The organism is Sinorhizobium sp. 7-81, from assembly GCF_030124405.1.
Lineage (GTDB): Bacteria > Pseudomonadota > Alphaproteobacteria > Rhizobiales > Rhizobiaceae > Sinorhizobium > Sinorhizobium psoraleae.
Map to the genome: position 1 here is coordinate 270,945 of NZ_JASKLT010000005.1, position 20,809 is coordinate 291,753.

Consider the following 20,809-nt stretch of genomic DNA (forward strand, 5'->3'; position numbering starts at 1 on the left):
ATAACGATTTCGCCTTTGTTTTTCGAGTGTTGAATTCGGTTCAGGCAGGGATCAGGAATAAATTCTCAAACTTGGTTGTTGACTCTTGCGACAGGCTCTGGAATCCATAAGAACATAACATGAACATCTGGTGGAGCCGACCGTCATGGCCGAGAAAGCCGTGCAGCGGGAAACCGTTCTTTCCCTCCGCGAAACCATAGCGCAGATTGAAAACCGCCGGCTGCCGGGAATCGTGCGTGCAGCCAAGGCGGCCGATCCTGCCGGTTTCCGCCGCAAGAGGGGGGAGGCGCCCCGCAACAAGGTCCTGCCCCTTGGCGTCCCTGAGCTTGATGACGTGCTCGACGGCGGACTGCCGCTCGAAGGCATGACGGAAATCCGCAATGCCGAAACGCGCGATGCGGGTGCTGCCGCCGGCTTCGTGACGGCGCTTGCGGTGCTTTGTCAGCGAATGAAGAAGGAGAAGGGGCATCTCGCGCCGATCCTGTGGATCAGCCAGACCCTTGCCTCTCGCGAGGCCGGGCTTCCATACGCACCGGGCCTCAAGTCCTATGGGCTCGACATCGAGCGTTTCCTGTTCGTTTCGGTACGCACGGTCAAGGATGCGCTCTGGATTGCCGAAGCGGCTCTTTCGGTGCCGGTCTTTGCGGCCGTCATTCTGGAAATCCGCGGCAATCCCGACTGTCTCGCCTTGAGCGAGAGCAGGCGCCTGCATGTAAGGGCCAGGACGGGCGGAGTGCCTCTTCTCGTCTTCCGGCAGGCGGGCGAGGAGGAGGCAAGCAGCGCCTTCTTCCGGCTTCAGATCAAACCGGCATTTGCGGGCGAGCGACCGCTTCCGGACGGTTCGATGCTTTGCGGCAGCATCGGCCATCCAGCCTTTCACGTCCTTGTCGAAAAAAGCAGGGCTTACGCTTCTGCTGATATCTTTCTGGAATGGAATGCCTATGACCGCCGCTTCTACCCCATCGAGCAGCACCAGTCCGTCGCTCCTCCGGCAGACGGGCAACCAGCGAATTCTGTCGATCCATTTTCCGCATCTGTCGGCCGATCGAGTGGCGCGGATTCGATGGGGCGCCTCCTGGCTTTCGCACGGGCGTCCTGATCATCCGCCCGTCGTTTTTGCCGCCAAGATCGACAATGCCATGCGGCTCGTCGCGCTCGACACGCTTGCCGAGCGGGTGGGTATGAAGCGGGGCCAGGGGGCGGCGGAGGCCCGCGCCATGTGCCCGTCGCTCGACGTGATCATTGATGACCCGGCGGCGGATCGGGCCTTTCTGGAGGGGCTTGCCGACTGGTGCGATCGCTATACGCCGCTGGTCGCGCTCGATGGAACGGATGGCTTGTTCCTCGACATCACCGGCTGCGCCCATCTTCACGGTGGCGAGAAGGCGCTTGTCGACGACGTGCTTTCGCGCCTCTTCCTGCTCGGCATCGAGGCGCGGGCGGTGATCTCCTCCTCTGCCGGTCTTTCCTGGGCGGTTGCCCGCTATGGCGATGCTGCCGTCATCCGGCCCGAGGATGCCGAAAGGGTCCTCGCGCCCTTGCCGGTCGCCGCGCTGCGCCTGCCGCCGGAAACCACCGCCCTGCTCGAGCGCGTCGGACTGAAGCAAGTCGGTGATCTTCTTCAGGCGCCGCGCGCGCCTCTGGCCCGCCGCTTCGGCCCTTCTCTTCTCCTGCGGCTCGATCAGGCGAGAGGCCACGAGGACGAGCCTCTCTCACCTCGTCTCCCCGTGCCGAGTTTTTCCGCCGAACGTCGGCTTGCCGAGCCGCTTCAGGAAGAAGAGCACATTCTTGAACTGGCACGCCATCTTTCCAACGATGTCCGCCTCTCCCTGGAGCGACATGGCGAAGGCGGGCGGCTGTTTGAGCTTCTCCTCATTCGTGTCGATGGCCGGGTATTCCGCGTTCAGGCGCATGCAGCCGTCCCCTTGAACGATGCCGATCGGATCGCGGCTCTCTTTCGCGAGCGATTGCAGGCGGTTCATGATGACCTTGATGCCGGATATGGTTTCGAGATCCTCCGGCTTTCGGTCCTTAGAAGCGAAAGGCTCGATCCTGCCCAAGAGGATTTTTCCGGAATTCCCGATGAAAGCCAGCCGCTGGCCGCCTTCGCCGACAAGCTATGTGCGCGCTTCGGGCCGGATTGCCTGACGTTTGCGACCCTTGCCGAAAGCCATCTGCCGGAACGCTCCGGCGGATTTGCTCCCTTGACGGATGTCGCGGCGATCATGGAACCTCGACCGGTCGATGAAAGAGCCTGTTCCGAAAACCGCCCGCTCCGGATTTTCACGCATCCTGAACTTGTCGAAGCGACGGCCGAAGTGCCTGAGGGCGCGCCGCGCAGCTTCAACTGGCGCAAGACCCAGTATCGCGTCGCCCGCGCCGAGGGGCCGGAGCGGATCGCCGCCGAATGGTGGATCGATGGAGAGGACCATCCCACGCGCGATTACTTCCGGGTCGAGGATCAGGAAGGCCGCCGTTTCTGGCTGTTCCGCGAGGGCCTTTACGGACGGGAGACCTCCTCGCCCCGTTGGTTCATGCACGGAGTTTTCGCATGAGTGCGGATCCTGTCTTCTACGAGCTTGGCGCACGCACGAATTTCTCCTTTCTCGAAGGAGCCGCGCCGGCGGAGGAAATGATCGTCTTCGCCAAGAAGGTCGGGCTTGCCGGCCTCGGCATCGCCGATCGCAACAGCGTCGCGGGGGTCGTCCGGGCCCATGCCAAGGCAAAGGTGGAGGGCTATCCTTTCCAGCCGGGCGCCCGCCTGGTTTTTGCCGACGGCACGCCGGATATCCTTGCCTATCCGAGAAACCGGAGGGGGTGGGGGCATCTGTGCCGCCTGCTCAGCACCGGAAACCTGCGCTCGAAGAAGGGTGACTGCACGCTTTATCTCGCGGATCTTTTGGAGTGGCAGGAGGATCTTTTGCTCATCGTCATGCAAGGCGAGGGGCGGCCGGCGCCCGAAACTATAGAAGCGCTCCTGGAGAAATTGCAGCAGCATGCGGGCAACAGGCTCTATCTCGGAATGACGCCGCGTTACGACGGCTTCGACCGGCATGATTTCGCCGTTCTTGCCACGCTCGCCCGGAAGAGCGGTGTCCGGCTTCTGGCCACCAATGACGCCCTCTATCACGATCCGCAGTACAGGCCGCTGGCGGATGTCGTCACCGCCATTCGGGAACATGTGACGATCGAGAGCGCCGGCTTCCTTCTTCAGAAGAATGCCGAGAGGCACCTGAAGGGACCGAAGGAAATGGCCCGGCTCTTCAGCGATTATCCCGAGGCGATCGACAATGCGCGCAAGTTCTTCAAGCAACTCGCCTTCAATCTCGACGAACTCAGCCATCAATATCCGGACGAAAACACTAAAGGCGAGACGCCGGCGCAAACCTTGAGGCGGCTTGTCGACGAAGGCGCGGAAGAACGTTATCCCGCCGGCGTGCCGGAAAAGGTGAAGCGGCAGATCGAATACGAGCTGGAACTCATCAACGACAAGAAATACGAGCCTTATTTTCTGACCGTCCATAAGCTTGTGAAGTTTGCCCGCAGCGAGAAAATTCTTTGTCAGGGGCGGGGGTCCGCGGCCAATTCGTCGGTCTGTTTCTGTCTCGGCATCACCGAGGTCGACCCGCAGAAGTTCACGCTCCTGTTCGACCGGTTCCTGTCGCGCGATCGCGACGAGCCGCCCGATATCGATGTCGACTTCGAGCACGAGCGTCGCGAAGAGGTTATCCAATATATCTATAGAACCTACGGCAGGGAGCATGCCGGTCTGACTGCCGCGGTCATCAGCTATAGGTCGCGCTCCGCCGGGCGCGAAGTCGCCAAGGCGTTCGGTCTTTCGGAGGATGTCCAGTCCGCTCTCGTCAGTTCGATCTGGGGCTGGGGAACCTCGCCCTTCACGGAGGAGCAGGCGAAGGGTGCGGGTCTCGATGCGTCGGAGCCGCTCACCAAGCGCGTTCTTGGCTATGCCAGCCTGCTCATGAACTTTCCGCGGCACCTGTCGCAGCATGTCGGCGGCTTCGTGATCACCCGCGACAGGCTCGACGAGGTGGTGCCGATCATGAACACGGCCATGCCCGATCGTTACATGATCGAATGGGACAAGGACGATCTCGACCAGCTGAAGATCCTCAAGGTCGACGTGTTGGCACTCGGCATGCTGACCTGCCTCGCCAAGGCCTTCAAGCTGCTGGAGGGGCATTACGGAGAGCCGAAAACGCTCGCCGAAATCTACGAGGATCATCAGGACCGCGTTTACGACATGATCTGCCGGGCCGATACGATCGGCGTCTTCCAGATCGAAAGCCGCGCGCAGATGAGCATGCTGCCCCGCCTCCAGCCGCGCGAAATGTATGATCTGGTGATCGAGGTCGCGATCGTTCGCCCGGGCCCTATCCAGGGCAACATGGTGCATCCCTATCTGAAACGACGCGAGGCACAGCGGGAAAGACAGGAGCCGGTCGAATATCCGAAACCGGAATTGAAGGCGGTCCTGGAAAGGACGCTCGGCGTGCCCTTGTTTCAGGAGCAGGCGATGCAGATCGCGATCACGGCCGCCGGTTTTTCACCCAGTGAAGCCGATCTCCTGCGCCGCGCCATGGCGACCTTCAAGCGGACCGGCACCATCCATACGTTCAAGCAGAAAATGATCGATGGCATGGTCAGGAATGGTTACGAGAAGGATTTTGCCGAGCGCTGCTTCAAGCAGATCGAAGGCTTCGGCGAATACGGCTTTCCCGAAAGCCATGCCGCCTCCTTCGCCTCCCTCGTTTATGCCTCGTCCTGGTTCAAGGCCTATTATCCGGATATCTTCTGCGCGGCACTCCTGAATTCGCAGCCGATGGGCTTCTATGCACCCGCACAGCTCGTGCGCGATGCCCGCGAACACGGGGTCAAGGTGCTGCCGGTCGACATCAATCACTCGAGCTGGGACGCTCTGCTCGAGGGTGGCGGCCCGTTCGACAGGAAGGCGCTCCATCCGCGTCATGCCGAAATGAAGAATGTGATCAAGACGCAAAAGGCGGTCCGGCTCGGTTTCAGGCTGGTCAAGGGGCTAAGGCAAAAGGATATGGATGCGCTCGTTGCGCGCCGGGGTAGGGGATACCGCTCCATCCACGATCTCTGGATACGCTCCGGGCTTACCCGCTCCGTTCTGGAGCGCCTCGCGGATGCGGACGCCTTCCGCTCCATCGGCCTCGACCGGCGCGGAGCTCTCTGGGCCGTGAAGGCCCTGGATGAGGCGTCGGCGGTCGAGCGCTTGCCGCTTTTCGATGGCGAGGGTTCTGCGGATCTGCGGGCCGAACCCGCGGTCACTCTGCCCGACATGCTTCCCGGGGAGCATGTCATCAACGACTACCGCTACCTGACGCTTTCGCTGAAAGCTCACCCTGTTTCCTTCATGCGGGGCGATTTCTCGCGAATGGGCATAGTTCCCAATCGCGATCTGGCTCAGACCGCAACAGGACGAAGGGTCACTGTCGCCGGCCTTGTGCTCGTTCGCCAGCGTCCGGGTTCTGCCAAGGGCGTCATCTTCATGACGATCGAGGACGAGACCGGCGTCGCCAACATCATCGTCTGGGAAAGAATGTTCGAGAAATACCGGGCGCAGGTCATGGGCTCGCGGCTTGTGAAGGTCCGTGGTCGCTTACAGAACGAAAGCGGTGTCATCCATGTGGTCGCGGAGCATGTCGAGGACATAACGCCCATGCTCGGCCTCTTGCGCAAGGAAGCACGGCGTTTCGGAGCCAACGACCGTACGGACGAGGCCTTGCGGCAGACGGCCGACGCCCGCGAAAAGAAAGCGCTTAAACAATTGCGCCTGGCCTTGCCCGCCCGCCCAAATCAGCACGTGGAAGCGACAAACGACGTGGCCGATGTCATGCCGAAAGGGCGCAACTTTCACTGAGCTTCGACGAGGCCGTCTCGGTATCTTCTCGGTTTCCGGCAGGTTTGCGCCGTACCGATCACTCCTGTGTAAAAATGTCGCAGGCGGCTGGCCCGAAATTGCAAGTTCTGGAAGAAAAATCGCCTCCTTAGAATCGGCTAATGTAATGAAAATACGATGATTCTTGTCAAGTTTAGAACCAGTCTAATATGCCCTTCAACTTTACGGGGAGGAGTTTTTTCTTGACGGCAAATATCCTCTTTTGCTTTATGCGAGAAATCAGGGCGTTGCGTTTGATAGGCAAGACGAGATGCTGGTTTGCAGCTGCAATTTCATCACTGAAAAAGAGATCGAAGATACGATCATCAGCCTCCTCGACGAAGACTGTTGGCAGCTGATCGTTCCGGCAAAAGTCTATCACGCGATGGAAAAGCGCGGCCGTTGCTGCGGCTGCTTCCCGAACGTCGTCGACATCATCATCCGCACCACCGAGGAATATCACGCCCGTCGCGACTCGACGGAAGCCGAGATATTTGATTTCATGATCCGCCTAAAACAATTCCACGAGGAAAACCGGAGGGCGGATCTTGAAAGGCGACAAAAAGGTCATCGAGCAGCTTAACGAAGCGCTCTTTCTCGAACTCGGTGCCGTCAACCAGTATTGGCTGCATTACCGCCTCCTCGAAGACTGGGGTTACACGCTGCTTGCAAAAAAAGAGCGTGAGGAATCCATCGAGGAAATGCACCATGCCGACAAGCTCATCGACCGCATCATCTTCCTTGAGGGCCATCCAAACCTGCAGACGGTCGCGCCGCTGCGGATCGGGCAGAACGTCAAGGAAGTGCTGAAGGCCGACCTCGCCGGCGAGTATGATGCGCGCAAGGCCTACAAGAATTCCCGCGATGTCTGTCACGCGGCCGGCGACTATGTCTCGATGAAGCTCTTCGAGGAACTGCTCGCAGACGAGGAAGGCCATATCAACTTCCTCGAGTCGCAGCTTCAGCTGCTCGACGCGATCGGCGAGGAGAAGTACGGGCAGCTCAACGCCGCCCCCGCCAACGAAGCCGAGTAAGCGTTGATCTTTCTCCGACGCGAGCGCCGCGCGCCTTTCAAAGGCGCGCGGCGCCTTTTCTTTACCGGTCGAACTGGGCCTCGCCTGGCCGCCGCCCGCAGGCGGAAAGAAGGTTCCGGCAGCAGGATCAGCGGAGAAACGCGGGCGGAAAATCGCCCATTCCTCAACGCACCAGATGGGAGAAGGCGGCAACGACTTCCTCATACACCTTGCGTTTGAAGGGCACGATCAAATGCGGCAATTCATGCATCGGCTTCCATTCCCAGGCATCGAATTCCGGATCGTGGCCACCGGGCGGTGGATTGATGGCGATTTCGCTTTCGTCGCCTTCAAAGCGGAAGGCATACCAGCGCTGCGTCTGCCCGCGATATCTGCCTTTAAGGCCGATCCCGATCAATTGCGGCGGCAGATCGTAGTTGATCCAGTTTGGGGCCTCCGCAAGCAGTGAGACAGAGTGAATGCCGGTCTCCTCGTAAAGCTCGCGGTAAGCGGCCTTGAGTGGATCCTCGCCCTCGTCGATCCCGCCCTGGGGCATCTGCCAGCGTTGCGGCGAGCCGTCATATTCCGAATTGCCGACGGCGATCCGGTGGCCCGCCCAGACGAGACCTTCGCGGTTCAGGACCATGACGCCGACGCAGCGCCGGTAGGGCAGGTCTCCCGCCTTGACCACCTTGCTCTTTTCCTTGCTCATACTGACTTCCTTTTCCGCCCCGGGGCTTTACCGGCCCGCATACCCGATGCGACGGCCATAGCGATCGCAGCGCCTACAGCGCCGCGCGTCTTATCAGACGCGCAAAGGTCGCTGTAGCTGAAATGCTGCATGTCTTTGTCCTTGAATCGAAGTCGATTCAAAGAGACATGCAGTAGCAACCGCTCAAGCGGGAACGCTGCCTCTTTCGCCCCGCTTACCTCAATTTTGTTGCGGATCGTTGACGAGCGCCGAAACGCCGACGAATTCGATGCCGCGTCCGCCGGCTTCCTGCATCCATTCTGCGATCGCTGCCACGCTTTCCTCGAAGGCGGAGGCGACGCCGATCGCCGTGCCGTTGCGCCTTGCGACGCGCTCGAGGTCGTCGAGCTTACGCAGGATCGCGCTCCGGCTGAGTTCGCTGTCGACGATGAGATCGGCAAAGCCGTGGGGCACGTCGAAGGCGCCGGCGAGTGTCCCCGAGAGCGATTGCGCCGACGTACCGTCGTCGAGAAAGAGCAGTCCGCGCTTGCCGATGTCGCGCATCACCGGCTCAAGCGCGTCGGCGTCGGCAAGGAAACGTCCGCCGAGATAGTTCATGATACCGGTGTAGTTGGTAATCTGGCCCATGCTCCGGTGCAGTTCGGCGAGGTTCTTCGTGGCGCTGAGAGAAACGCGCAGTGCACGCGGACCCGGATCATTGTCCGGATAGTCGAACGGCTCCATCGGTATCTGCAGCAGGATCTCGTGGCCGTCGCGTCGCGCGTCCTGCATCCAGCGCTGCAGGCTGTTGCCGGCGGCCGCGAGGCCGAGCGTCACCTCCGGCGGAAGACCTTGGATCGCCCGCTGCGTTCCGGTCTGGCTGAGGCCGAGGCCGCCGACGACGAGTGCGATGCGGGTGCCGCGTGTGCCGGACCAGGGGCGCGCGTATTGATCCATCGGTTTCAGCCCATCGGGACCGACGACAGGCAGCCGGCCCTGCGGGCCATCCTCCAACAGGTCCTCGTTCGGCAGCGCCGCCATGCGCGGATCCTGACCGCGAACGGGTCCGACATTGATAAATGCCGGGCCGTCGCTCTCGCGCGATCTCGGCGTGTACTTCGTCACCGTCGCCCCATCATTGGTCAGCATCTCTTCCACGTGAGCGCCGGAAAGCGCAGCGTCCGGGCGAAGAGGGCTTTTCCGTCTTCCCGCGGCCTCAGTCGTTCCGGCCGTTGCGGATGTCTCTCCGGCAGAGATCGCGCCTTTCGCGGCGAGTTCCGGCGCCTCGGGCGCACGGGTGAGGTCGTCGGGAAACAAGGCGCTCCATGCGGAAAGGCCGACGACGGTGACGGCACAGAGGCTCACGAATGAATAGCCGAGGAGGCTGCGAAAGTCGCGCCGACGCGCAGGCCTGACCTTCCGGTTCTGGCCAAGTGGGGCATTGAGATCGGTTCCCAAACGGAGCCTCGGTCGACGTGAAGGAAATTGCCTGTGAAGAATGCCGCTCACGAAGAATCATCGGATCCTCGCTGCTTTACCGCTGCATAATATAAAGGCGCCGGGTTGAACAGCCCGGCGCCTATGTTCACGAATTTCCTGCAGCGTTGTGCGTCTTTTCAGACGCACAAAAGGTCGCTGTAGCACCCTGAGCCACTGCTTGTTCTTATCCTTAAATCGGTTCTGATTTAAGGAAACATGCAGCAGCCTTACTTCTTGAGCTCGGCCTGCTCCGGATTGGCCGGGAAGGTCGGATCCGTCTTCTTGCCGCGCAGGAGATCGAGCGCGTAGTTGAGCTGAATATCGTCCTTGGCTTCCGGCGGGACGAAGGCGACAGAGCCCGAGCCCTCATCCGTCTCGTTCTGCCCCGGGATATGGCCGCGCAGGTCGGATTCGCCCTGTGCTTCCACCTTGCCCAGGAGTTCCGGCGGCAACGGCTGCTCGACCTTGATGTCCGGCGTGATGCCAGTGCCCTGGATCGACTTGCCGGAAGGCGTGTAATAGAGCGCTGTCGTCAGACGCAGCGCGCCGGCATCGCCGAGCGGAATGATCGTCTGAACCGACCCCTTGCCGAAGGAGCGGGTGCCGAGGACGGTGGCGCGCTTCAGATCCTGAAGGGCACCGGCAACGATTTCCGATGCTGATGCCGAACCGCCGTTGACGAGCACGATGACCGGCTTGCCGTCGGCGAGATCGCCCGGCGTTGCATTGAAGCGACGGGTCTCGTCGGGGTTGCGGCCTCGGGTCGAGACGACCTCGCCGCGCTCAAGGAAGGCGTCCGAAACATTGATCGCCTGGTCGAGCAGCCCGCCCGGATTGAGGCGCAAGTCGAGCACGAAGCCTTTCAGCTTGTCTGCCGGAACTTCCGACTTGATCTTCTCGATACCCTTCTTCAGGTCGTCGAAGGTCTTCTCGGTGAAGGAGATGACACGCAGGTAGCCAACGTCGCCTTCGGTGCGGAATTTCACCGCGCGAACGGCGATCACGTCGCGCACGATCGTCAGTTCGATCGGCTTTTCGGCGCCCTTGCGCAGAATGGTCAGCTTGATCGGCGTGCCGACGGCGCCGCGCATCTTGTCGACCGCTTCCTCGAGCTTCAGACCGCGAACGTCCTGACCGTCGATCTTCGAGATGAAGTCGCCGGCAAGCACGCCGGCGCGCGCAGCAGGCGTATCGTCGATCGGGCTCGTCACCTTGACGAGATCGTCTTCCATGGTCACTTCGATACCGAGACCGCCGAATTCACCGCGCGTCTGAGTGCGCATATCCTCGGCGTCCGTCGAGTTCATGTAACTCGAATGCGGATCGAGAGAGGAGAGCATGCCATTGATGGCATTCTCGATCAGTTTGTCGTCCTGCGGGGGCGTCACATATTGCGCCCGCACGCGCTCGAAAACGTCGCCGAAGATCGCCAGTTCGCGGTACGTCGACGAATTGGCAGCCACGGCCGGAATGGTCGCCGAATAGACGACGCCCATCGCCGTCGCACCCATCAGCGCCCCGACCAGAACAAGTGAAGCTCTACGTATCATTTCGCGCCTTTCCAACCTCTGCTGCGGACCACCACGGTCGGGAATCAACCGGTTTTCCGTCTTTCCGGAATTCAATGTAAAGCGTTGGCCTGTCTGTTTCCAGCGCCAAGGCCGCTGCACTCGCCACTCTTTTTGCACCCATTGTCGCCAGCGGCTCCCCTGCCACGACGAACTGTCCCGGCCGGACACTGACGTTTTCCATTCCCGACAGAACGATATGGTACCCATCGCCGGGATTAAGAATGATCATCTGCCCGTAGCTGCGGAAACTTCCGGCGTAGACGATCCACCCGTCCGCCGGCGTGGTCACCAGTGCGCCTGCATTGGTTTCCAGCATGATGCCTTGCAGCGAATGCCCGGTGCCGTCGGCATCGCCAAACTGCCGCAGGAGCGTCCCCGCGACGGGATAGGCAAGCCTTTCCCGCAACTCCGAAAATACGTATGCGGGCGCAATGCGGTTTTTGTCGGGCACCGCGCTGCGGGCGAGTTCACGTGCGGCCTCCCGTTCTGCCTCGTTCATCCGTCGGCGTTCCTCTTCTTGCGCACGGGCCGCCTCGGCGGCTTCGCGTACGGAGGAGATCTCGTTCTCGAGCGACGAGATCAAACCCTCGAGGTTGGTCGCCTGCGAGGCCAGCTCGCCTGCCTTGCGCTGCTCGGCCGCAAGTTCGTTCGCATTCTGCTGTCGCAACTTTTCCTTTTCGGCCACCAGCATCGACATGCGGCGCTCTTCTTCGACATTGGCCGTCATTGCAGCCGTCAGTTCCTCTCGCTGCTTTCCAATGCCGCTGCGAATGTCCGCAAGCGCCTTCAGGTCGGCGACGAGACTATCGGTCTGTTCGCGTATCTCCGGCACAACGGCGCCGAGGAGGATTGCACTGCGAACGGAGGCCAGCGCGTCCTCCGGCGTGACCAGGATGGCCGGCGGCGGATTTCGCCCCATGCGCTGAAGGGCGGCAAGCACTTCGGCAAGCAAGCCGCGCCGGGCGCGAAGAGACAGCCGCACCACGTCCTCTTTCACGCGCAGGTCATTAAGCTTTTTCTCGCCGTCGGCAATCTGCTGCTCGAGCCCTTGCCGCTTGCTCGCTGAATCGACGATTGCCGCCCGGAGCGTCTCGTTGCTCTTGTCGATCTCGGCGATCGTTTGTTCGAGCGCTTCGGCCCGCTCGCGCGACAGCGTGATCGTCCTCGAGAGCGCTTCGAGCTCGCTGCGCGTGCTATCGCGCCGGAGCGCCAGACCGGCGGCGGGGTCCGGCGGTCCCTGTTCTTTCGAGGTCTCGGCGGGAGGCGCCTCGACAGCTGCATCCTGGGCAGTGGCCGGCGCAATCACGCCAAGCAGAAGGGTCAATGCCACGACACCGCGTCCGATCCGCCGTGCGTCACGCACGGACCACCCCAAATCGGCTCGTTTCTCTCGGCGCGTCATCCGGCCCGATACTTCCCTGCAAAAATAAGTGCGGAAACCCTAATCTGATTTGGCTGGAGCGACCAACACATAATCATGTTATCGCATGCCTGCGGACCTGCCGGGCAGCTCACGCGAACTCAGTCAAGCGCGGTGATAGGGGTGGCCCGACAGGATCGTGACGGCGCGGTAGAGCTGTTCGGCGATGAGAATGCGCACGAGCTGGTGCGGCCAAGTCATCTTGCCAAGGCAAAGGATTGCGTCGGCGCGCGCATGGAGCGCCGGATCAAGGCCATCGGCGCCGCCGATCGCGATCGTCAGATCGCGTTTTCCGCTATCCCTGAAGGAGCCGAGCAGCGAAGCGAAAGCTTCCGAATCGATCACCTTTCCGCGTTCATCGAGCAGTACAAGCAGGCTGCCGTCGGCGAGCACCTTTTCGAGCTGAGCGGCTTCCTCGCGCTTGCGCGTCTCCGCGTTCGCGGCCCGGCTTTCGCCCACTTCCACGACCCGGGCGAGCTCCAGGCCAACCGCCGGCCCCGCCTTGGCGAAGCGGTCGAGATAACGGCCCGCGAGGTCCTTTTCCGGGCCCGTCTTGAGACGGCCGACTGCGAAGAGCCCGATACGCACGACCCGATCATCCCCACCGGTGCCAGATCGATCCTGCGATCCGACTGGCAAAACCACTCTCGCCGCCATCAGGCCCGTCGGGCGATGACAGCCGCATTTTCATTCGACACCGGCGCTGCCGCTCCGCCCTGAGGTGACGGGTCAGGCTCGGGCGGCGCGTCTCAGTGCAGGGTACCGTCCTCGATTTCCGGGGCAGCCCACATCTTTTCGATGTTGTAGAACTCCCGGATTTCCGGCCGGAAAATGTGAACGATCACATCGCCGGTGTCGATCAGCACCCAGTCGCCACCTTCAAGACCTTCGACGCGGGAATTGCCAAACCCTTCGTCCTTCAGGTCCGTGATCAGGTGGTCGGCAATCGCCATCACATGCCTGTTCGATCGCCCGGAGACAACGACCATGAAGTCTCCCAGCGCCGATTTTCCGGCAATGTTGATGGTGACGATATTTTCTGCTTTCGAGTCCTCTAGGCTTTCGAGGACCAGGTTAAGCGCACGGATAGCGGCTTCGTCGCTTGATCCCGTGCTGCGCGGGTATGCGGTTGCCGCATAACCCTTGGCGTGTACTGTTGTCAGGGTTTTTCCTTTCTAAAAGAACAGAACAGGCACTTCCGATTCGATGATCAGGATCGAACCGTCCGTAAATGTAGGCACCAAACCATGTGGGTTTCAAGACGCGAGAAATGAATCATCGGAATTCACGCTGATTTCACCACTGCCTGTTGCCCTAAATCGAAGCCGATTAAGGAAGCAGCAGCAACTCAAGGCGCTACAGCGACCTTTGCGCGTCTGATGAGACGCGCGGCGCTGTCGAGCGAAGCGCCGTGGAACTGAGCGGCGAGCGCGGCCCATGAATGAATGTCCAGGCGGGTGCGGCGTGGAAGGCGAGCGACAGGGCATCGTCCTCGTCGATGCGGGCATAATCGAAAGTCCGGGCCATGCGCGAGGAAAGATAGGCCAGCGTCGAGCCCGGCCGGTCGACAACCGCGATCGGAAAGGTCGAGACGATCTTGCGCCAGTTCTGCCAGCGGTGGAAATTCTTGAGGTTGTCCGCGCCCATGACCCAGACGAAGCGCACGTCGCGATTGCGTGCGCGCACGATTTCGAGCGTGCGCGCCGTATAGCTCTGGCCGAGCGCCTGCTCGAAAGCCGTAACCTTGATGCGCGGATTGGGAGCGATTTTCTCGCTAAGCGCGATGCGTTCAGCCAGCGGCGCGAGATCGTTGTGGTTCTTCAACGGATTGCCGGGCGTCACGATCCACCAGAGCTGGTCGAGACCGAGCTTGCGCAGCGCCGTATCGGCGACAAGGGCGTGGCCTTCATGAGGCGGGTTGAACGACCCGCCGAAGAGGCCGACCTTCATCCCGCTTTCGACATGCGGCATGCGCAGGTAGCGCGCGTTCACTTGAGGGTGGATCACGTCAGGACCGCACCTGTCCCGTGCCGCGCACGCGGTATTTGAACGAGGTCAGCTGTTCGACGCCGACGGGACCGCGCGCATGCATCTTGCCGGTGGCGATTCCGATCTCGCCGCCCATGCCGAACTCGCTGCCGTCGGCAAACTGCGTCGAGGCATTGTGCAGGAGGATGGCGGAATCGATCTCCGAGAAGAAGCGTTCCACCGCGGCCGGATCTTGCGCGATGATCGCTTCGGTATGGGCCGATGACCAGGTGTTGATATGGTCGATGGCGCCGGAAATGCCGTCGACCAGCTTCGCCGAAATGATCGCGTCGAGGTATTCGGTCGCCCAATCCGCGTCGGTCGCGGGCTTCAGACCCGGCAGCAGCTGTTCCAGCTCTTTCGAGACCCTGACTTCGCAGCCGGCTCCAACGAGCGCTTGCAGCAGCGGCTTCGCAAAGCGATCTGCGGCGTAGCGGTCGATCAGCAGCGTTTCGGCAGCGCCGCAGATGCCGGTGCGGCGCATCTTGGCGTTGACGACGATCTTCTTCGCCATGTCGAGATCGGCCGAGGCATCGACGTAGATGTGGCAGAGGCCTTCGAGATGCGCGAAGACCGGGACCCGCGCCTCGTTCTGGACTCGGGCGACGAGGCTTTTTCCTCCGCGCGGCACGATGACGTCGATCGCGCCGTTGAGCCCGGACAACATGGCGCCGACGGCGGCGCGGTCGGCGACCGGCACCATCTGGATCGCATGTTCCGGAAGGCCCGCGGCCTTCAGCCCCTCGACCAGGCAGCCATGGATCGTCCGCGACGAATGAAAACTGTCGGAGCCGCCGCGCAGGATCACCGCATTGCCGGCCTTGAGGCAGAGCGCGCCGGCGTCGGCCGTGACGTTGGGCCGGCTTTCGTAGATCACGCCGATCACGCCGAGCGGCGTGCGCACGCGTTCGATATGCAGCCCGTTCGGGCGATCCCATTCGGCGATCACGTCGCCGATCGGATCCTTGAACGCGGCGATGGCGCGGATGCCATCGGCCATGTCGCGGATGCGGTCCCGGTTGAGTGTGAGACGATCGATGAAGGCCTTGGCGACGCCGGTTTCCCGGGCGTTTTCAAGATCGACCGCATTGGCCGCGAGGATTTCGTCGGTCCTGGCGACGATGGCGTCCGCCATGGCAATCAGCGCCGCGTGCTTGCGCTCGGCGCTGGCAATGGCGAGCGGGCGGCTTGCCGCCTTGGCCCGGCGGCCGATTTCCAGCATGACGCTGTTGACGTCCTCGCCGTTCTTTGCCGCGTCAGGCATGAACCTCGCCTTTCCTCTCGTCGTTTCCATCATCCAGCCGCGCCCCGGCGGGACCCGTCATCACCAGATCGTCGCGGTGCACCATCGCGGTGCGGCCGGGATAGCCGAGGATCGCGGCGATCTCGGCCGACCTCTTGCCGGCGATCTGGCGCGCCTCGTCGGCATCGTAGCCGGCGAGGCCGCGAGCGATTTCGCGGCCGGACATGCCGAGGATCGCAATCGTGTCGCCACGGCTGAAGCTGCCCGTCACCTGCCGGACACCGGCCGGCAGCAGGCTCTTGCCGGAGCGCAAGGCAGTTTCGGCGCCGGCGTCGATTGCAAGCGAGCCGGCCGGCAGCAGCTGCCCGGCAATCCAGGTCTTGCGCGCCGTGACCGGCGAGCCGGCCGGCGCGAACCAGGAGGAACGGGCGCCGGACTCGATCGCGTTCAGCGGATGCTCCGGCTTGCCCGAGGCGATGATCATCGCACAACCAGCCGTCGTTGCGATCTTGCCGGCGTCGATCTTGGTACGCATGCCGCCGCGCGAAAGCTCGGAAGCCGCACCCCCGGCCATCGCCTCGATCTCGGGTGTGATCTCAGCGATCGTGTCGAGGAAGCGTGCGTTGGGGTCGAGATGCGGCGGGGCGGTGTAAAGGCCGTCGATATCGGAGAGCAGCACGAGCAGATCGGCGCCGACCATCGTCGCCACCCGGGCGGCAAGCCGGTCGTTGTCGCCATAACGGATTTCGGTGGTCGCAACCGTGTCGTTTTCGTTGATGATCGGCACGGCACCGAGCTTCAGCAACTGGCTGATCGTCGCTCGGGCATTGAGGTAGCGGCGGCGCTCTTCCGTGTCACCGAGCGTCAGCAGGATCTGTCCTGCGATGATCTGATCGGTCGAGAGGCTTTCCGACCAGGCGCGCGCCAATGCGATCTGGCCGACGGCGGCGGCGGCCTGGCTTTCCTCGAGCTTCAACGCGCCCGCCGGAAGGTCCAGCACCGTTCGCCCGAGCGCAATGGCACCGGAAGAGACGACGAGCACCTCCACGCCCTTCGCCTTCAGTCCGGCAATGTCGGCGCACATGGCGTCGAGCCAAGCCTTTTTCAGCCCGGATTTGCGATCGACCAGCAGCGCCGACCCGATCTTGATGACGACCCGGCGGTATTTTTGCAGCGGCTTGCGGGTCTTTGTCATTCTAGGCGCTCTCTTCTCCGGCCTTGGCTGCGGAAATGATGCTGCGAAGCGCCCGGAGCGCTTCGGTCATGCCCTTGCCGGTGACCGCCGAAATCAAAAGCGGCGGCGACCCGCAGGCCTTGGCGAGCGCCTTGGCCTTGACCTTCAACTCATCCTCATCGAGCACGTCGATCTGTGCCAGTGCGACGATTTCCGGCTTGTCCTCCAGCCCGCCGCCATAGGCCTCGAGCTCGTGCTTCACTGTCTTGTAGGCCTTGGCGACATCCTCTTCCTGCGCCGAGACGAGATGCAAGAGCACGCGTGTACGCTCGACATGGCCGAGGAAGCGGTCGCCGATACCGATACCTTCATGGGCGCCCTCGATCAGGCCGGGGATGTCGGCGAGGATGAACTCCTGGCCATCGATCGTGGCGACGCCGAGATTGGGGTGGAGCGTCGTAAAGGGATAGTTTGCGATTTTCGGCCGGGCACGGGTGCAGGCGGCGAGAAAGGTCGATTTACCGGCATTCGGCAGGCCGACGAGGCCGGCATCCGCAATCAGCTTCAGCCGGAGCCAGATCGTCTTTTCCTCGCCTTCAAGGCCTGGATTGGCCCAGTTCGGCGCCTGGTTGGTGGAGGATTTGAAATGGGCGTTGCCGAAACCGCCATTGCCGCCGGCGGCCAGCCGATAGCGCTGGCCCTCCGCCACCATGTCGACGATCAGCGTTTCGTTGTCTTCCTCGAAAATCTGCGTGCCGACCGGCACTTTCAGCGTCACGTCGGCGCCGCCGGCGCCGGTGCGATTGCGGCCCATGCCGTGCATGCCCGTCTTCGCCTTGAAGTGCTGCTGGTAGCGGAAGTCGATCAGGGTGTTGAGACCATTGACGGCCTCGACCCAGACGTCGCCGCCGCGGCCGCCGTCTCCGCCGTCCGGCCCGCCGAATTCGATGAATTTCTCGCGGCGGAACGAGACCGCGCCTGCGCCGCCGTCCCCCGACCGGATATAGACTTTCGCTTCGTCGAGAAATTTCATGTGGCTGCCATCTGTTCGGTAATATTCGCCGCCATCGATATAGGTGCTTCCTCGGGAGGTCAAAGATTATCGTGCGGTTTCTTGGCTATCACAATCAATAGAGCGTCGGTCTCGATGGCACTTCGACCCGGCGCGCATCGCCGCCTCTCTCGATCATGTCGACATCATCGCGCCGCGGGAAAAGACGCGCATCTTTCGCTGCGACGGCGATGCCGTGTCTTCGGAAAACCCCGCGAAGGTCGCTGTAGCACTTTGAATTGCTGCATGTGCAGTACCTTCGCGGGTCTCTCCTTCAGTTCGGCCGGCGCAGATCCGCCGCTGTCAGCCGGGTCTCGATATGCGCGACCATGGCATTGCGGGCGAGCGCATAGATCTGGCTGCAGCCGGTGATCCTGAAGCCGAGCTTCTCCTGCACCCGCAAGGAGCCGGGATTGTCGGCAAAGACGCCCGAGTGGAGCACCGTCTCCGGCATGCGCCGGAAGAAGCGCTCGATGGCCGCATGGACCGCCTCGCTCGCCAGACCCTTGCCCCAATAGAACCGGTTCAGCCAGTAGCCGACATGCCACTGACCGTGCCGGAGCTCGATACCGACGCAGCCGATATGGACGTCATCGCCCGTGGTGATGGCGAGCGTCCAGTCGGGCAGGACATTGGCCGCCTGGCGGTTCAGCCAGTCGAGCGCGTCCTGGTGGTCATAGGGCGCCGGGACGCGCGCCAGCATGCGCGCGACCTGGAAATCGCCGAGCGACTGGGCGATCGCTTCGGCATCGGCAAGTCGGTGCGGCCTGAGCCGCAACCGCTCCGTCTCGATGACGGGGCAAGGGCCGGGATCAGGACGGACGATGATCCGCGACCGTTCGGAAACGAGCGCGTTCATCGCATGCCTCCCCAGCTTCTCAGCGAAACCCAGGTCTTGCGGTCGAGCCGGTACCATTCGACGGACATCATGCCGCCCAGCGCCAGACTGTCGACCATGCCGGAGCCCTGGAACTGGAAGCCGCACTTCTGTATGACACGGCGCGAGGCGATATTCATGACCCGGCAGCGCGCATCGATCTGGTCGATGTCGCGGGTGCGGAAGGCCATGTCCGTCAGCGCCTGTGCCGCCTCGGTGGCGTAGCCCTGGTTCCAATAGGGTTCACCCAGCCAGTAGCCGAGCTCCGCCGTCTTGCCGTCGGGATGCGGCTCTATACCGCAGCAACCCAGGAATGCGCCATTGTCCGCCTTGGTAATCGCGTAGACGCACTTGCCAATCGTGCCGGCTTTTGCGCGTCGCACGAAATCGGCCGCATCCGCCGTGGTGTAGGGATGCGGCATGCGCGAGACCATGGTGGCGATATTGGCGTTGTTGGCAAGATGGGCAAGGGCGTCGATATCGTCTTCATGGGGAGCGCGCAAAACGAGCCGTGGTGATAACAATATCGGGCAATCGGTCCTTGACCGCTGAGGCCTCAGCCTTTGTTCGGGAGACCGGGATTGGTCTTCCCTCAAGAGCTCGGTTTGCATGGTTCTTCCTCCAGACATGCGAAAAGGGGAGTTGGGTATTGCCCCATCTCCCCTTTGAAGTCTGGCTTTTGAACCTTGCGGGTGCATCAGCCGGGTCGATGAGACGCCGGCTGTTTTAGAGCGCTACCGGCTTATTCCGCTGCTTCCGCTTTCGGCATTACAGACACGTACACGCGGCCATTGGCCTTCGTACGGAAGTCCACGTTGCCTGCCGTAAGCGCAAAAATCGTATGGTCCTTGCCGAGGCCGACATTGGCGCCCGGATGCCACTTCGTGCCGCGCTGGCGCACGATGATGTTGCCTGCAATGACGGTTTCGCCGCCGAACTTCTTCACGCCAAGGCGCTTGGACTCAGAATCGCGACCGTTGCGCGACGAACCGCCAGCTTTCTTGTGTGCCATTGGTGTTCTCCTTTAAACCTTCGATCCCAAACTCAGTTTGCAGCAGCTTCAGCGGCGGCTTCGGTCTTCTTCGAAGACTTCTTCGCCTTGCCGCCGGCAGCAGCGATGTCCAGGATGCGGACGGTCGTCTGATGCTGGCGATGGCCGCGCGAGCGCTTGGAGTTCTGGCGGCGGCGCTTCTTGAAGGCGATGACCTTCTTGGCGCGGCCCTGTTCCACAACTTCGGCGCTGACAACGGCACCTTCGACAAACGGAGCACCGATGGTGGCATCGGCGCCGGCGCCGACCATCAGGATCTCGGTGAATTCAATCTTGTCGCCTTGAACGCCTTCCAGCTTTTCGATGGTGATGACGTCGTTGGCCGCCACGCGGTACTGCTTACCGCCGGTCTTGATGACTGCGAACATTCTTTATCCTTTCATGTTCGGTCCGGCTCATTACCTCAAAGGGCAAGGCCGTCTTTTTATCAGTCGCTACATTGAGCGGAGCGCCTCGGAAAACCCTTGACCTCCACCAGGTGGGTGGGCACAAACTCTTACCCGTCGCGGTGCGGGCAGACCACACCACTTCATTGCGCGGATTACGGGAATCGTTATTCCCTGTCAAGGCGAAAGGCGCGGCCAAGCAAGATATTCTTTCAGCGGCCCCTTGTCAGGGCCCAAATCTGCCGCTATGAACCCGACCGCGCCGACAAAGCGCCAACCGGCCCCGCGGAGAGGTGGCAGAGTGGTTGAATGCACCGCACTCGAAATGCGGCATGGGTGCAAGCCCATCGGGGGTTCGAATCCCCCCCTCTCCGCCATCTATCGCCATGTTTTTTCGGCTAGCGTATTCGGCCCATCAGTAAAACGTTGGCCGGCGCGTGGTCGGCACCTGTGAATCTATATTGCCAGCTGAGCTTTCATGAGCCTCCATGAACATACACGCGGACATCCAGTTCCGGATCCGTGATACCTGCCAAAGCGCATGAGTCCTTTCAACCCCGCCTGACAGGCGGAGAGAGGAAGACGCATGTCTCGCGATAGCGAAGGTTCATTGTTTCCAGCAAATTCCCAATCAGCAAGAACTCGATGCAATCGCGTCGGGCGCAACTGATCCTCATCCGCCGAAGGAAAAATGACCCTCGACGCGTCTGCGTCTCTCGCAACCACCCTGGCCAATTGGATCAAGTACGGTCTGCGGTCCATAGAGGCAGATCAGCGGCTCCTCCGTGGCGAAGACGTGAACGGCTTCCATCACAAGCGTCGTACCGGGGCAAAGCGTGCGTGCCGTCTCGATGAGGTGTACTGCGTCTCATGCAAGAACAAGCACTCCATGATCGACGAGG

The 20,809-nt window shown here is 61.8% G+C and carries 19 protein-coding genes and 1 tRNA gene; 6 read left to right on the plus strand and 14 right to left on the minus strand.

The features are described 5' to 3' along the window. Positions 1–145 precede the first annotated feature (145 nt). From QN224_RS19170 to bfr, 5 genes are all read left to right on the plus strand, one after another. Positions 146–1,099 carry a hypothetical protein gene (locus tag QN224_RS19170; protein WP_283977956.1) on the plus strand — a complete coding sequence of 318 codons (954 nt, stop codon included), beginning with the start codon at positions 146–148 and terminating at the stop codon, positions 1,097–1,099. After that, positions 1,050–2,555: a DUF6504 family protein gene (locus tag QN224_RS19175; protein ID WP_283977957.1), complete on the plus strand. Its 1,506-nt coding sequence runs from the start codon at positions 1,050–1,052 to the stop codon at positions 2,553–2,555. The genes QN224_RS19170 and QN224_RS19175 overlap by 50 nt, the downstream gene beginning before the upstream one ends. Continuing rightward, a complete protein-coding gene (locus tag QN224_RS19180) occupies positions 2,552–5,905 on the plus strand; it encodes an error-prone DNA polymerase (RefSeq protein WP_283977958.1) in 3,354 nt (1,117 codons plus the stop codon). The genes QN224_RS19175 and QN224_RS19180 overlap by 4 nt, the downstream gene beginning before the upstream one ends. 289 nt (positions 5,906–6,194) lie before the next feature. Further along, positions 6,195–6,506 (plus strand): (2Fe-2S)-binding protein, encoded by a 312-nt coding sequence (locus QN224_RS19185; protein WP_173510117.1) that lies wholly within the window; start codon positions 6,195–6,197, stop codon positions 6,504–6,506. After that, positions 6,472–6,957, plus strand: coding sequence for a bacterioferritin (bfr, locus tag QN224_RS19190; protein ID WP_283977959.1), 486 nt, complete (start codon positions 6,472–6,474; stop codon positions 6,955–6,957). The genes QN224_RS19185 and bfr overlap by 35 nt, the downstream gene beginning before the upstream one ends. A 163-nt stretch (positions 6,958–7,120) precedes the next feature. Here the strand turns inward: bfr and QN224_RS19195 are convergent, their stop codons facing one another. The 14 genes from QN224_RS19195 to rplU form a co-directional block, all read right to left on the minus strand. After that, on the minus strand, positions 7,121–7,648 hold the full coding sequence (locus tag QN224_RS19195; RefSeq protein ID WP_173508762.1) for an RNA pyrophosphohydrolase: 528 nt from the start codon (positions 7,646–7,648) through the stop codon (positions 7,121–7,123). Between the two features lie 219 nt (positions 7,649–7,867). Beyond that, positions 7,868–9,085 (minus strand): divergent polysaccharide deacetylase family protein, encoded by a 1,218-nt coding sequence (locus QN224_RS19200; protein WP_283977960.1) that lies wholly within the window; start codon positions 9,083–9,085, stop codon positions 7,868–7,870. A gap of 248 nt (positions 9,086–9,333) precedes the next feature. Beyond that, complete coding sequence (locus QN224_RS19205) at positions 9,334–10,656, minus strand: S41 family peptidase (RefSeq protein ID WP_173508764.1); 1,323 nt, start codon at positions 10,654–10,656, stop codon at positions 9,334–9,336. After that, positions 10,646–12,079 carry a murein hydrolase activator EnvC gene (locus QN224_RS19210; protein ID WP_283977961.1) on the minus strand — a complete coding sequence of 478 codons (1,434 nt, stop codon included), beginning with the start codon at positions 12,077–12,079 and terminating at the stop codon, positions 10,646–10,648. Before QN224_RS19210 ends, QN224_RS19205 begins: the two co-directional genes overlap by 11 nt. 123 nt (positions 12,080–12,202) lie before the next feature. Then, complete coding sequence (gene rlmH / locus QN224_RS19215) at positions 12,203–12,685, minus strand: 23S rRNA (pseudouridine(1915)-N(3))-methyltransferase RlmH (protein ID WP_283977962.1); 483 nt, start codon at positions 12,683–12,685, stop codon at positions 12,203–12,205. A gap of 161 nt (positions 12,686–12,846) precedes the next feature. Next, positions 12,847–13,260, minus strand: coding sequence for a ribosome silencing factor (gene rsfS / locus QN224_RS19220; protein ID WP_173510118.1), 414 nt, complete (start codon positions 13,258–13,260; stop codon positions 12,847–12,849). A gap of 193 nt (positions 13,261–13,453) precedes the next feature. After that, the gene (locus QN224_RS19225) at positions 13,454–14,047 is read right to left on the minus strand and encodes a nicotinate-nucleotide adenylyltransferase (RefSeq protein WP_269284426.1); all 594 of its coding nucleotides are present in this window, start codon (positions 14,045–14,047) and stop codon (positions 13,454–13,456) included. 58 nt (positions 14,048–14,105) lie between these two features. Continuing rightward, on the minus strand, positions 14,106–15,389 hold the full coding sequence (locus tag QN224_RS19230; protein WP_283977963.1) for a glutamate-5-semialdehyde dehydrogenase: 1,284 nt from the start codon (positions 15,387–15,389) through the stop codon (positions 14,106–14,108). After that, positions 15,382–16,563 (minus strand): glutamate 5-kinase, encoded by a 1,182-nt coding sequence (proB, locus tag QN224_RS19235; RefSeq protein WP_283977964.1) that lies wholly within the window; start codon positions 16,561–16,563, stop codon positions 15,382–15,384. Before proB ends, QN224_RS19230 begins: the two co-directional genes overlap by 8 nt. A gap of 1 nt (position 16,564) precedes the next feature. Continuing rightward, positions 16,565–17,575: a GTPase ObgE gene (gene obgE, locus QN224_RS19240; RefSeq protein ID WP_283977965.1), complete on the minus strand. Its 1,011-nt coding sequence runs from the start codon at positions 17,573–17,575 to the stop codon at positions 16,565–16,567. 292 nt (positions 17,576–17,867) lie between these two features. Beyond that, a complete protein-coding gene (locus QN224_RS19245) occupies positions 17,868–18,452 on the minus strand; it encodes a GNAT family N-acetyltransferase (RefSeq protein WP_283977966.1) in 585 nt (194 codons plus the stop codon). Continuing rightward, entirely contained in the window at positions 18,449–19,081 is a 633-nt protein-coding gene (locus QN224_RS19250; RefSeq protein WP_173508771.1) for a GNAT family N-acetyltransferase, read from the minus strand. The genes QN224_RS19245 and QN224_RS19250 overlap by 4 nt, the downstream gene beginning before the upstream one ends. Before the next feature lie 131 nt (positions 19,082–19,212). Beyond that, positions 19,213–19,482 carry a 50S ribosomal protein L27 gene (gene rpmA / locus QN224_RS19255; protein ID WP_097539554.1) on the minus strand — a complete coding sequence of 90 codons (270 nt, stop codon included), beginning with the start codon at positions 19,480–19,482 and terminating at the stop codon, positions 19,213–19,215. A gap of 32 nt (positions 19,483–19,514) precedes the next feature. Continuing rightward, positions 19,515–19,889: a 50S ribosomal protein L21 gene (gene rplU / locus QN224_RS19260; RefSeq protein WP_173508772.1), complete on the minus strand. Its 375-nt coding sequence runs from the start codon at positions 19,887–19,889 to the stop codon at positions 19,515–19,517. 305 nt (positions 19,890–20,194) lie between these two features. On the opposite strand from rplU, the gene QN224_RS19265 reads away from it, so the two are divergent. Further along, positions 20,195–20,284: transfer RNA gene (locus QN224_RS19265), tRNA-Ser, on the plus strand. Positions 20,285–20,809 lie beyond the last annotated feature (525 nt).